Source organism: Flaviflexus equikiangi (genome assembly GCF_014069875.1).
GTDB classification, from domain to species: Bacteria; Actinomycetota; Actinomycetes; order Actinomycetales; family Actinomycetaceae; genus Flaviflexus; species Flaviflexus equikiangi.
In genome coordinates, this window is sequence record NZ_CP059676.1 from 1,315,180 (window position 1) to 1,328,192 (window position 13,013).

The 13,013-nt window shown below is 63.4% G+C and carries 12 protein-coding genes; 5 read left to right on the plus strand and 7 right to left on the minus strand.

The features are described from left to right. Positions 1–137 precede the first annotated feature (137 nt). Positions 138–593 carry a carboxymuconolactone decarboxylase family protein gene (locus tag H2O75_RS06135; protein WP_182169677.1) on the minus strand — a complete coding sequence of 152 codons (456 nt, stop codon included), beginning with the start codon at positions 591–593 and terminating at the stop codon, positions 138–140. A gap of 56 nt (positions 594–649) precedes the next feature. Between H2O75_RS06135 and H2O75_RS06140 the strand changes: the two genes are divergently transcribed. The 3 genes from H2O75_RS06140 (at position 650) to H2O75_RS06150 (ending at position 3,677) form a co-directional block, all read left to right on the plus strand. Continuing rightward, positions 650–1,600 (plus strand): quinone oxidoreductase family protein, encoded by a 951-nt coding sequence (locus H2O75_RS06140; RefSeq protein ID WP_182174983.1) that lies wholly within the window; start codon positions 650–652, stop codon positions 1,598–1,600. A gap of 146 nt (positions 1,601–1,746) precedes the next feature. Continuing rightward, positions 1,747–3,108 carry a hemolysin family protein gene (locus tag H2O75_RS06145; RefSeq protein ID WP_182169680.1) on the plus strand — a complete coding sequence of 454 codons (1,362 nt, stop codon included), beginning with the start codon at positions 1,747–1,749 and terminating at the stop codon, positions 3,106–3,108. Further along, positions 3,105–3,677: a YbaK/EbsC family protein gene (locus H2O75_RS06150; RefSeq protein WP_182169683.1), complete on the plus strand. Its 573-nt coding sequence runs from the start codon at positions 3,105–3,107 to the stop codon at positions 3,675–3,677. Before H2O75_RS06145 ends, H2O75_RS06150 begins: the two co-directional genes overlap by 4 nt. Before the next feature lie 12 nt (positions 3,678–3,689). Here H2O75_RS06150 and H2O75_RS06155 read toward each other — a convergent pair whose 3' ends face one another. From H2O75_RS06155 to pheS, 5 genes are read right to left on the minus strand one after another with little or no spacing between them, the layout of a single operon-like run. After that, a complete protein-coding gene (locus H2O75_RS06155) occupies positions 3,690–4,460 on the minus strand; it encodes an SDR family NAD(P)-dependent oxidoreductase (protein WP_182169686.1) in 771 nt (256 codons plus the stop codon). Beyond that, entirely contained in the window at positions 4,457–5,611 is a 1,155-nt protein-coding gene (locus H2O75_RS06160; RefSeq protein ID WP_240161643.1) for a glutamate--cysteine ligase, read from the minus strand. Before H2O75_RS06160 ends, H2O75_RS06155 begins: the two co-directional genes overlap by 4 nt. 2 nt (positions 5,612–5,613) lie before the next feature. Continuing rightward, complete coding sequence (locus H2O75_RS06165; protein WP_182169689.1) at positions 5,614–6,333, minus strand: glutamine amidotransferase-related protein; 720 nt, start codon at positions 6,331–6,333, stop codon at positions 5,614–5,616. Continuing rightward, positions 6,330–8,894 (minus strand): phenylalanine--tRNA ligase subunit beta, encoded by a 2,565-nt coding sequence (gene pheT / locus H2O75_RS06170; protein WP_182169692.1) that lies wholly within the window; start codon positions 8,892–8,894, stop codon positions 6,330–6,332. The genes H2O75_RS06165 and pheT overlap by 4 nt, the downstream gene beginning before the upstream one ends. A 1-nt stretch (position 8,895) precedes the next feature. After that, positions 8,896–9,978 (minus strand): phenylalanine--tRNA ligase subunit alpha, encoded by a 1,083-nt coding sequence (gene pheS / locus H2O75_RS06175; RefSeq protein ID WP_182169695.1) that lies wholly within the window; start codon positions 9,976–9,978, stop codon positions 8,896–8,898. A gap of 274 nt (positions 9,979–10,252) precedes the next feature. Here pheS and H2O75_RS06180 point away from each other — a divergent pair, with 274 nt between their 5' ends. Beyond that, complete coding sequence (locus H2O75_RS06180; protein WP_182169698.1) at positions 10,253–10,468, plus strand: CsbD family protein; 216 nt, start codon at positions 10,253–10,255, stop codon at positions 10,466–10,468. Positions 10,469–10,541: 73 nt separating this feature from the next. On the opposite strand, the gene H2O75_RS06185 is transcribed toward H2O75_RS06180, so the two are convergent. Continuing rightward, positions 10,542–12,119: an MFS transporter gene (locus H2O75_RS06185; protein WP_259365197.1), complete on the minus strand. Its 1,578-nt coding sequence runs from the start codon at positions 12,117–12,119 to the stop codon at positions 10,542–10,544. 610 nt (positions 12,120–12,729) lie between these two features. On the opposite strand from H2O75_RS06185, the gene H2O75_RS06190 reads away from it, so the two are divergent. Beyond that, positions 12,730–12,963 carry a hypothetical protein gene (locus H2O75_RS06190; RefSeq protein ID WP_182169701.1) on the plus strand — a complete coding sequence of 78 codons (234 nt, stop codon included), beginning with the start codon at positions 12,730–12,732 and terminating at the stop codon, positions 12,961–12,963. The last annotated feature ends 50 nt before the right edge of the window (positions 12,964–13,013 follow it).

A 13,013-nucleotide genomic window follows, 5' to 3' on the forward strand; every position in this document is an offset into this window, starting at 1 on the left:
ACTATACGAGCGCGTGTATCTAAACGAAAGTCGGCGATGCTTGTCGGACCGTCGTCCCGAGCCTGGGATCAGCAAACGCCATGCCCCGTCACCGGCGCGATATCGCTGGTTGCGGCACCCGTGGGGCGGGTTGAACACTAGTCGACGGGATGCCCGGACGTGACAGAGATCCTATTGAAGGCGTTGATGGCCGTGGCAACCCAGGCGACGGCCGAGAGCTGGTCGGGAGTGAGGACTGCGGCCGCCTCGTCATAGCGCTCCTGCGAGTGCCGATCGCCCGGCATCTGAGTGACAAGCTCGGCGATCTCGAGGACTGCCCGCTCCTTCGGTTCGAAGATCCCCGCGTCACGCCACGACGGCAGGACCGCGAGCTTGACTGAATCCACGCCCGCACGGACGGCCTGCGGCACGTGCGCCTTGAGGCAGGAGGGGCACGCATTGATCTGCGAACAGCGGACATTGATCAGCTCGACCAGATCTCTGCCCAGGCCCGCCTCAGCGGCGGCTCTGGTGGCCGCGTCGGCGAAGCTCAACGCCGCTCGATAGACGAGCGGATGCTGCCGTTCAAGATAAAGACGCGTCGACGTTCCCATTCTTCTTCCCCACGATCTGCCCTTGTGGCCCTAGTCTATGGGCAAGGAGGTATGTGATGTACGCAATAGCAGCAACCGGCAGGGGCGGCCCGGACAAACTCGTCGAGGTCGATATTCCCCCGCCCGTGCCAGGCCCGGGAGAGCTCCTCGTCGAGGTGGATTATGCGGGGGTGAACTTCATCGACACCTATGAGCGGCGCGGCATCTATCCCGTCGACTATCCTGCCGTGCTCGGCCGCGAAGGATCCGGTCGCGTCATCGGACGCGGCGCCGGCGTCGAAGGCTGGTGGGATGGGACCCGCGTCGCCTGGGCCGACGGTCGGCGAAGCTATGCGGACAAGGTGGTGATCCCAGCTTCCTCTGCGCTCTACGTTCCCGATCATATTCGTCTCGATATCGCAGCCGCACTTGCCCTCCAGGGTCTCACCGCGCACTACCTCATACGATCAATCTTCCCCGTCACCGACGGCACCACCATTCTCTTGACTGGGGCCGCCGGGGGCGTGGGGCGTCTCGCGGCCCAGCTTGCCGCCGCGCAGGGCGCGACAACCGTCGGCACGGTCGGCTCGCAGGAGAAGATGGCATTCTCCCAGACGACCCACACCCTGGTAGTCGACGACTGGTCCGCCGTGCCCGGACGGGTCCGTGAACTCGTGGGCTCCGTCGATGTCGTCTACGACGGGATCGGGAGGGCCTCCTTCGACCACACCATCACCTGCCTGAGACCTCGAGGCCTCATGTGTCTCTTCGGAGGCGCCTCTGGCCAGGTCCCGCCCTTCGACCTGCAGAGGCTGAATGCCCTCGGCAGCCTCTACGTCACTCGCCCCACACTCGCGCATTATCTTGATGATCAGGAGTGGCGTTGGAACGAACTCATCGGGCATGTCTCCGCGGGCAGACTCGATGTCCTCATCGGCCGTGTCGCACCACTGAGCCAGGCAGCGCACGCCCACTCTTTCATCGAATCGGGCACCTCCGTCGGCAAGATTCTGTTGAAGGTCCGGTGAGTGAGGTGAACATCGCTCGTTCTGGATGGTGCGCGTCGTGCCGTTAGTATGAGAGCCGTGAAACATCCGACAAACGCTGACCCTGACAGTTCCCAGACCATCTCGCGCCGTCCCTCGTCGGTGGCCCCGTGCGGGGTGGTCATATCATGAGCGAACTCTTCTTCAACATTGCGATGGTGTTCGTCTTCGTCATCATCGGCGGTATCTTCGCAGCATCCGAAATGGCACTGGTCTCGCTGCGTGAAGGCCAGCTTCGCCGCATGGAGAGGGAGTCGAAGGCTGGGCGCAAGGTTGCCGCTCTCGCCCGCGACTCCGGTACGTTCCTCTCGGCCGTCCAGATCGGAGTCACCTTCGCAGGTTTCTTCTCCTCGGCTTTCGGCGCCTCGACGATCGCGCCCCAGCTCGTCCCCTACCTGGAAGACCTCGGACTGTCGTCCACTGCAGCCTCGACGGCTGCCCTTGTCATCCTCACACTCGCCGTGTCCTACCTCTCCCTCGTCCTGGGTGAGCTTGTCCCGAAGAGGCTTGCCCTCGCCCGGAACGAGAGCGCCTCGAAGATCCTCGGCCCGCCCCTATCGCGTTTCGCGGTTTTGCTCAAGCCCATCATCTGGGTGATCGACATGTCCTCACGCGGCGTTCTGCGCCTCATCGGCGTGAATCCCGACGAGGACGCATCCGCCATGAGCGACGAGGAGGTGCGGGACATCGTCGTCAGCCATGAAGGATTCGACGTGACAGAGCGCGACATGGTCGAGGATGTGTTCCAGGCCAGCAACACGCTCCTGAGGGAAGTGATGAAGCATCGTCGTGACGTGACGGCGATCCGTGACGATTCGACGCTTGCCGACGCTGTCGCCGTCGTGCGAGACCACCCCTATTCCCGTTACCCGGTGTACCACGACGAAATCGATGACGTCGTCGGGTTCATCCACATCCGTGACCTGTACGAAGCGTGGCACGAGTCGCCGCAGGCATCGATCGATGCGATCGTGCGCGATATTCTCATGGTGCCCGGCACGTCGACGATCATGCCGGTCATGAATCAGATGAGATCCTCCGGCCACCATATCGCCGTCGTCATCGACGAATATGGCGGGACGGACGGTCTCGTCACGCTCGAGGACATCATCGAAGAGCTGGTCGGCGAGATCTGGGACGAGTACGACACGGAGCAGCACCGCGAAGAGATGAAGCTGCACGAGTCGAAGATGTTCGATGGCCAGACCTCGCTCGAGGACTTCGAGGATCGTTCCGGCATCGCCCTACCCGATGGTCCGTACGAGACCATTGCGGGATGGATGCTGTCCCACATGGGCCGCCTGGCAGAGTCTGGAGACATCGTCCCGATCAGCCACGAGTTCACGGCCGATGAAGAGGACGATTCCGTCTACGTCAGATATCAGCTCGAGGTTGTCAACGTCGAGAACAACAGGATCACTGCGATTCAGCTGCGCAAGACGACAGTGCCGAGCGAGTCGGGTGACAGCGCGGAAGGCAATCTTTCGTGACACCTCACTGGGTTCCCGCGCTCGATAGCCCCCGCCTCCTCGCGCCCACCGTCTACACCGCGATCAGTTCCCTCGCACGCACCCACCCGGAGGCTGAGTCCGACATCCTAGTCGCGGAACTCGATCCGGAGTTGGCCGACACCTCCGCGATGACGGAGGCGTGGGGAACAGATCTCCACGATTCAGTGAACTGTGTGATCGTGGCGGGACGCCGCGATGGTGTGGAGAGGATTGCCGCGTGCTGCGTCCGAGCGACGACCCGGGCCAACATCAATCACACCGTGAAGCGCAGGCTCGACGTCCGCAAGTGCTCGTTCCTGCACATGGAGGCGGCCGTGGAGCGGACCGGGATGGAATACGGCGGCATCACGCCCCTCGGGCTCGATCCGTCGTGGCCGATCTGGCTCGACCCGCTTGTCACGGACGGCCCCGCCATCATCGGTTCCGGCCTGAGAATCTCGAAGATCAAACTCCCGGGCAGCCTTCTCGCAGCATTTCCCGGAATCGACATCGTCCCCGATCTGGCGGTGGCTCAAGACCCTCCTCCCGTTCCCGGGCAGGATCGCTGACCGAACTGGTTCTCAGGACTGTCCCTCGGACCACGGCGTGAGGCGAAGCCTGCGCTCCTGGGGAGAGACGCCGTGACGTGCACGCTCGCGCAACTCCCCCAGAGCATCGACGCCGGCACGAATATGAGTCCCGGCTAGCGCGTCGAGCTCACCGTGGGAGATCGCGGCGATGATGGTGGCAACCTCCGAGACGTCGGTCCATTGAGTCCGCCCGTCGTGCATCATCATCCCCGCCGTCATGTCCGTCTGGACAACGCCCGGAGCGACCTCGAACACTTTCAGCCCGCGGTCTCTTCCCGCCTCGTGGAAGGACCCGCCGAGCCTCATGAGTGCAGTCTTGGACACCCAATAGTCGGCAGAGCGGGCAGAGTCTGTGACAGCGGCGCCCGAGGACAGGTCGACGATATAGGTACCGCGATCGAGCCTGCTGCGCGCCACGGCGGACGCGAGAATAAAAGGAGCGATGACGTTTGTCGTCAGGGTCTTGGCGAACTCCTCCGTGGCGATGTCCCACGGAACTCGTTCTGTACCGGAGATCCCGGCATTGTTGACGAGCATGTCGAGATCGGGAAGCTCGGCCGCGAAGGCTTCGACTGCCGCAACATCGGACAGGTCGGCTTCGTGGCAGACGACGTCCGCGCCGCTTTCGCGGCACAGTCCCGCAGTCTCGTCGAGAGAGTCGATACTCCGTGCATGCACGTGGATCACCCGGCCAGGCTCCGACAGGGCGTGGGCGATGGCGCGGCCGATGCCGCGGGAGGAACCGGTGACGAGAATGTTCAACGTGGCCCCTTGATCTCTGGAACGGTGGCCGCCGGCGGGAGCGGCTTATCTGCCTTCATCTCGGCCCTCATGTGCTCCACGACGGCGTCGAGCGAGCCGCCGTTACGGTTGGCGACCTCGGTGAAGCGCTGATAGGCGGCACCGATCTCGAGGATGTCGCGGATACCATCGAGCTCCTCGGCGCAGCGAAGCTTCTCGGCCGTCGGCTCGAGCGTCGTCAACAGGTCTTTCACCGTGTCGGCGATATGCTCTTCGTTGCCGTGCCTGTCCGTGATGAGGATCGCGTCGAGACCGTACCGGGATGCACGCCATTTGTTCTCCCCCACATACCAGTCCGGGATCGAGGGGATCTCCCTGCCCTCGTCGAGCTCCGTCGAGAAATAGTCGACAAGGCAATGGATGAGGGCGGCGATAGCCTGAAGCTCATGGAGATTCGTATTCGCGTCGCACACGCGCGTCTCGATCGTGCCCCATCCCGGTGACGGGCGAATATCCCAGCGAACCTCGTTGAAATCCTCGATGACGCCCGTCTTCGTCAAATCAGCCGTGTACTGCTCCAACTCCGCCCACTCGCCGAACTGGCGGGGCGTCCCAGCCGTTGGGAGCTGCTGGAACACCATGGCCCTGTTCGATGCGTACTGGGTGTGCTTGCCAGCCCAGTACGGGGAGGAGGACGAGAGCGCCTGGATGTGGAAGGCCCGGGTCAGCATGGCCTTGAGGATCGGCAGGACCTTGTCCCGCTTGTCGATCCCCACGTGCACATGGGTGCCGAACAGGAGCATCTGCCGCCCCCAGTACTGCGTCCGATTGACGAGCTCAGCATAGCGATCCGAGTCTGTCACCCGCTGGTAGGCGGGATTGGCGAACGGGTGCGAGCCCGCGGTGGCGATGTCGATGCGGAGCGGCTCCGTCACCTCGCGGAGGACCTGGGATCCCTGGATGAGATCCCCGATGCAGCCGGAGATCGACTGGTGCACACCGGACGTGATCTCGACCGTGTTGAGGAGCATCTCAGCGTGGATGAACGGTTCACCCTTGAGCTGGTCCATGACGAAGCCCGCGGCCTGCCGCAGGTCGTTGGAATCCTTGTCGATGAGCTGAAGCTCCCACTCGATTCCCACGGTGGATTGGGCAGACTGCGCGAAATCCATGCTCAGCTCCGATACGTCTCGATGAAAGTGGAAAGAATAGTGTGTTCAGTGTAGGCGTCCTGGCATTCCTTCATCACACGATCGCGCTCCTGCGGGTCGAAATAGGTTCCCCCGTAGAAGCCGACACGGACCGCGCTGCCCTGTTTCGTGATCTCGGGATGGAACTGCGTGCCATAGACGTTCCGTCCCCATCGACCCATCTGCACCGGCACCTCATCGGACGTGACGAGGACGGTCATCGACTCCGGCACCCGCCCGATAGCCTCGGCGTGCCCCACATAGGTCTGGAAGGTGTCACCCACCCCTGCAAGAAGGGGATCCTCTCGCCCCTCGGCCGTGACGCGAAGCGTGGGCGCGGAGAGCGGCTCGGCATGGTCCCTCGTCAACGCCCCTCCTGAGCGCAGCGCCAACATCTGCAGCCCGAAGCACAGTCCCAGGGTGGGAATGTCCCGCTCGAGAACCTCATCGCACACCTCGGCCAGCTTCTCCTCCACTGCGACCTGGGTTGCGGGCTTCGCCTCGGGCGCCGTCATGAGATTGTAGGGGGAACCCGAGATCAGCACTCCGGAATACTCATCAAGATCGGGCAGGGGCCCGGGAAGCTCGAGGCGGCGGCTGACAAGCTCGCCCTCCTCCAGCTTCCCGCGCTCGTGGACCTCGCCCAGCTCCGAATCCGCAACGAGACCCGGTGGACGGCAGATGAGGAAGAGGAACGGCCTCACGCCCGCAAAGCCGCCCCGACAGCATCGCCGGCGCGATCCACGATCGCAGTCCTGATCGCTGCTGTCTCCTCAGCTGTCAACGTGTGGTCCCCACGGAACTGCAGAGCATAAGCCAAGGACTTCGTGCCAGGCTCCAGCTGCGATCCCGTATAGACATCGAAGAGAGTCACGTCCTCGAGAAGCTCCCCTCCGGCCTCCCAGATGATTGCCTCGACCTCGGCAGAGGTGACGTCATCGGCGACGACGAGGGCAATGTCCTCCTTGGCGGCCGGATGGGTGGATACGGGTGCCACGCTGATCGGGTCATGACCACGAGCCGTGCCCATCGCATCCGTATCGACCTCGAACGCGATCGACCGGGACGGCAGCTCGAAGGCCGTGCACACCGTCGGTGCGAGTTCACCCGCGAAACCGATCGTCACGCCGTTCGCTTCGATCCGTGCACATCGGCCCGGATGGAAGGGAGCACGATCGGTTGCGTGGACGGTGACGGGCAGGCCGAGGATGCGGGCGATGGAGCGGACGGCCTCAATCGCATCGCGCCAATCCCATACGACTGCGTCAAGGCCCGCACGCGGAGCGAGCACCCGCGGTGCCGCGACGCCGGCGACGTGATGCGGCTGGCGCGGGATCGCGGCATTGAGCGCCGCGAGCTGGTCGTCTGTCGGCTTCGTCGCGACCGGCAGGGAGAGTGCGGGGACGATGCCATCCGGAATGGTGACAAGCCCTGCCTCGACAACCGCAGTCCCCTGGTTCTGTCGCGCCACGTTGAGGGCGGCTGTCTGCAGAAGAGAATCGAGGATCGACGTCCGCATCAGCGGCACATCGTCCTGGAGCGGGTTCTTCAGTCGAAGGGCGGTCCTGCGATCATCATCCTCGGGGATCCCCTGCGCGTCGTGCGCACCGGAGCTGACGAACGGATAGGACAGGACTTCCGTCCACCCCATCTCCACAAGCGTCCGCATCATATCCCTGCGGCGTCGCTGAGCATCGGTCAATCCGCGCCCGGCGGGAGCGGGCGGGAGGAGTGTCTCGATCTCGTCGTAGCCGATGAGGCGCGCGATCTCTTCGACGAGGTGTGCGGGACCGACAAGGTCGGGGCGCCACGACGGCGGTGCAACTTCGAGGGGGAACGAGCCGGACACGTCGCAGCCGATCTGCCCGAGGATGTCGATGACGTCCTCCGTCGATGGTGTGAGGCCCGTCAGACGGGTGACCTCTGCCGGGTCGAAAGCGATTGTCGGGAACGGAACCGTGTTGTCGACATCGGTGACCATGCCGGATGCTGTTCCGCCGCCGTATTCGACGAGAAGGTCGACGACGCGCTGTGCCGCGACGGGGGCAAGCTGTGTATCGACCCCGCGTTCGAATCGCTTCGAGGCTTCCGAGGGGAGCTTGTGGCGCCGGGATGTGCGGGCAACGCTCGTCTGGTCGAAGTGTGCGGCCTCGATGAGGACGTTCTCCGTCGTCTCGCTGATCTCTGTCGATTCTCCGCCCATGACTCCCGCCAGGCCGAGAATCCGCTCCCCGTCGCTGTCGGTGATGAGGAGGTCTTCCGGATCGAGGGTTCTCTCGACATCATCGAGGGTGGTGAGCTTCTCGCCCTCCTGCGCACGACGGACGACGATCGGGAGACTCATCTTGTCCAGGTCATAGGCATGGAGCGGCTGACCCAGATCGAGCATGACATAGTTCGTCACGTCGACCGCGAGCGAGATGGGCCGCATGCCGGCCTCTGTGAGCCTGTCCCGCATCCACTTGGGGCTGGCGGCCGTCGGATCGATGTTGCGGACGATCCGCGTCACGAACCTGTCGCAGCCGACGCGGTCATTGATCGGCGCCCGGTCGTCGATCACAACCGTGGTCTCTCCGCTCGGCTCCGGCAGACCTGCCGGGAGGTTCTCCGGCAGGCCCGGGTCCGTGAAGGATGCTCCTGTCGAATGGGAGTATTCGCGGGCAACGCCTCTCATGGAGAAGCAGTAGCCGCGATCGGGGGTGACGTTGATTTCGAGCGTCTCCCTGCCCAAGCCCAGGTAGGGCATGATGTCCTCGCCTACGGCCGGGAGCTCGGCGATCGCGTCCGCGTCTGCGCCGCGTGCCAGGACGATGATGCCATCATGGTCGCTGCCGAGTCCAAGCTCGAGGCTCGAGCAGATCATGCCGTCCGAGATGTGTCCGTACGTCTTCCGCGATGCGATCGCAAACCCGCCGGGAAGGACCGCGCCGGGCAGGGAGACGACGACATAGTCGCCCTCCGCGAAGTTGTGGGCGCCGCAGATGATGCCGCGGGACGGCAGGTCTGAGGGTTCCTTGCCCTGCCCCGGTGCGTCGTTGTGCTGGCCGACGTCGACCCGGCAGTAGTTGATCGTCTTGCCGTTCTTCTGCTCTTCCTTCGAGACGGTCAGCACGCGGCCCACGACGAGGGGGCCCGTGATATCGCCGCGATGGATTTCCTCCTCTTCGAGACCGACCTTGACGAGGTCGGCCGCGAGCTGATCGGCGGTCAGGCCGTCCGGTGTCTCAACGTGGGCGGAGAGCCAGTCGATGGGGATGAGTGGCATGTCAGATGCTCCTTCCGTTAGTCGAGAACTGTGCCGAGAATCGGACGTCCCCTTCAACAATGTCTCGCATGTCGGCGATGCCGTGCCGGAGCATGAGGGCGCGCTCCACTCCCATGCCGAACGCGAACCCTGAGTATTCGTTGGGATCGATGCCTGCGGAGAGGAGCACATTGGGGTTGACCATGCCGCAACCGCCCCACTCGATCCAGCCTGCTCCGCCCTTCTTCTGGGGGAACCAGATGTCGAGCTCCGCGCTCGGCTCGGTGAATGGGAAGAATGAGGGCCGCAGGCGGGCACGCGCCTCGGGCCCGAAGAGTGCCTTGGCGAGATGATCGAGCACACCCTTGAGGTGCGCCATCGTCAGACCCTTGTCGACCGCAAGGCCCTCGATCTGATGGAACACGGGAGTGTGCGTTGCATCGAGTGCGTCCGTGCGGAAGGTCTTGCCCGGAACCGCGACATAGAGCGGCACTCCCCTGCTCAGCATCTCATGCGCCTGGACGGGGGATGTGTGGGTGCGGAGGACGAGGCCCGGCTGAGGCTCGACTGCTCCGCCACGCTCGACGCCGTCGACATAGAACGTGTCCTGCATCTGGCGGGCAGGATGGTCAGGGCCGAAGTTCAGCGCATCGAAGTTGAACCACTCGTGCTCGACCTCGGGGCCCTCTGCGATATCCCAGCCCATGGAGGTGAAGAAGTCTGATACATCCTCGAGCAGGACCGACAGCGGGTGCCTTGCACCGAGCGGGGTGCGCCGCGTCGGGACCGTCACGTCGACGGTCTCCTCCTCGAGCATGCGCCGGGCAGCGTCAGCCTCGAGGCGGGCCGTTGCCTGCGCCAACGCGGCCTGCAGGTCTTTGCGCGCCTTGCCCATGACCTTGCCCGCCACCGGCTTATCGGCCTTATCGAGGCCTTTGATCAGCTGGTTGGCGAGGGTGATGGGGGCATGATCGCCGCTGTGCGCGAGTCGCGCCGCCTTCAGTTCATCGAAGGTGGTTGATGCGGCGAAGGCGGAGCGAGCCGCTTCGACGGCTTCTGCCACTCCTGCCTCGTCGCGTGGGTCGAGCCCAGGTGCCTCAGACATATTGGCCTTTCTCGTGGAAACCTCCCCCTATCGTATCGCCCGATGCGCAACCATCGCGCATCGACCCGTGGAACAGTGTCGGGCGGTCCGATCGTGTCGGTGCTCGAGCACCGATCGTCGCGGGCACATGCCTCCACACGGCCTCCCGGTGGACCCTTCCCACTCCCCCTACCTGGGAGAATCCAGGGAGAGGCCTCCCCTGACGGCGTAAAAAGATGCGAGTAAACGAGATCCAACGCACACTGGTCTCACACGACAACCGAGAGGAGACCTTATGGGTATTGACGATAAGGCGAAGAACGAGTTCCAGGATCTTGGCGGAAAGGCCAAGGAGGGCGCTGGCAAGCTCACCGATAACGAACGCCTCGAGGCTGAAGGCAAGGGCGATCAGGTCGGCGCGAAGGCCAAGAAGGCAGGCGAGTCCATCAAGGACTTCGCCAAGGACGCCACCGACAAGGCGAAGGATCTCTTCAACAAAGATTCCAAGTAGGTAGATGACGATGAGTGAGGCGGGCCGCTGGCCCGCCTCACTCGCGTCTAGGGTTCCGGTGTCGGCGTCCCGGTTAGGAGTATCGCCTCTCCATCTCCAGTTCGATCTCTTCCATGGACAGGCCTGCCGTCTCCGGCATCCACCGCCAAAGCGCAGCGAACATGACGATATTCATGAGGCCGTAGATCCCGTACGTCATCATGCCGCCCAGCCCGTCCATCATCACCGGGAAGGTGACTGTCACAAGGGCGTTGACCATCCAGAGGAAGAAGATGCAGGTGCCGTTGGCGATGCCGCGGACATAGGAGGGGAAGATCTCCCCGAGCATCGTCCACACGACAGTGCCGTTCGAGGATTGCACGATCAGCATGAAGATGCCCATGACGGCAAGGACGGCGAAGGCTGCGGCAGCGGCCGGCTGGGTGCCATCGTCGAGGTGCGGCTGGATGAAGACGCCGAAGAGGGCCGCGATCGAGAACATGCAGATCGAGACGCCGGCGATGCAGAAGAGAAGGATGGAGCGGCGCTTGAACTTGAAGATGAGGTAGAGCCCGAGCGTTGCGCCGATGACGGACATGACGCCGTTGGCGACCTGGGCCGTGATGGCCGCCTGGGTCGTCATGCCGGCATACTCCAGCACTTTCGGCGCGTCATACATGACCGTGTTGACGCCCGTGAGCTGGTTGGAGGCCGCGAGCAGCAGTCCGACGAAGAAGAGCTTGCGCAGCCAGGGCGTTCCCCATATGTCGGAGAAGGTTCCCTGCCTTGTCCTCTTCTGTTCGATCTGAAGCTGGATACCCTCGGCCATCTCCTCCTCGATCGGGTCATCCCGGTCGTCTCTGACGCGCTTCAGCGCGCCGATGGCATCGATGTATCGGCGATTCTGGGTATACCAGCGCGGAGATTCGGGCATGAGGCGCATGCCGAGCCACAGCGCAACGGCGGGTATTGAGCACAGGACGAGCATGTACCGCCAGGCGCTGCCGTTGCCGCCCTTGATGACGAGCTGATCGACAAACGCCCGGAAGGCATCGCTGGTCGCAAAGCTGTTCTGCAGTGCCGTGACATTCGACCAGAGCTGGACACCGGGTTCGAGGGGTCCTGACGGGTCGTTGATGATATCGATCTTGGGACCGCCAGCCACACTGTTGATGACGGCATTGAAGGAGAACGCGGTGAGCTGGCCGACGACGATCATGAGCTGGTCGATGGCGACGATCGTGCCGCGGATGCGCTTGGGCGCGGTCTCTGCGAGGTAGACGGGGACGGTTGCCGATGCTCCGCCTACGGCCAACCCGAGGACGAAGCGCGAGAGATACATGAACCACAGGCTCGGTGCGAGCGAGACCATGAGCGCACCCGTGAAGAACAGCATGGCGAGGAGCATGATGTTGTGGCGGCGGCCGAACCTGTCGGACAGGCGCCCTCCGAACAGCGCTCCACAGGCGGCGCCGATGAGGAGGATGCCGCCGATCAGGCCCTCCTCGAGCGATGTCAGATGCATTCCTCCCGCGCCCCAGGGCATGTACATGTAGGGCAGGGCCCCAGAGATCACGCCCGTGTCGTAGCCGAAAAGGAACGAGCCGAGGCAGGCGATGCTGGCGACCCATCCGATCGAGCGCCGCTTCCCCGACGGAGGGGTGTCCTCCACCAACGACTTGAGCGTCGCCCCTGTGGGATATTGGTATTCCTGACCGTCATCGACATGAGGTATTATGGTCCCTGCGTTCCTTCCGTTATCGCACGCGCTCACGACTACGTTCCGCCATCATCAGCGCAACGGGCGCGTCGTACGAGCACTATCGCCCGCCGCGTCGTCATCGACATCATGCTGTCTTCCGTGAAAGGCCAAGCTACCCTGCCTGGCGCTCCCCAACCATTCACACATATGTGCTAACAATGACTTAATTCATCGTCAGACATGCACACATATGTCAGAGATCGCGACGGCCGTGAACGTGAGGTCAGAGGTCTGGTGTCTTCGGTCAGTCGATAGTCGAGAGACTGCAAACTTCTGCAACATATTTCAGATCATTGCATGGGGGACGTTGACTGCGACGAGCTGCAGGATGAGTCGATCTCAAGCGACCGAGTAGAATCACGTTAAAGCCGACCATGCTCATGCAACATAGCGCACATTTCCTTGCATGTTTGTTGCATCGGCGTATGCTTGAGGTGTACCAAACGGAACGGGTCCCCCGGGATCGAGCACACGGATGTGCAGAGCATCCAGCGCTCTGCATCCTTGAAAGGACAATTCAATGTCGAGCATCATCGAAGCACAGGCCTACGCCCAGGGATTCACCCCCCAGGACTCGACCGTGACGCAGACTGACGCACGCTTCCACGCCCTCATCGGCTTCCTGATCCTCATGGTCATCGGCGCGCTCACGGGTGTTGCGCTTTCCGCTCCCGCGATCACAATCGCAGCGGGCCTCATCACCGCCGCCAGCGTGACGGCGGTCGCCTACTCCGCCATCAGCTCCGAAAACTGAGCCGAGACCAGGACGCGGCTCCCGCGCTGCGTCCTCGTCGCATCACACCG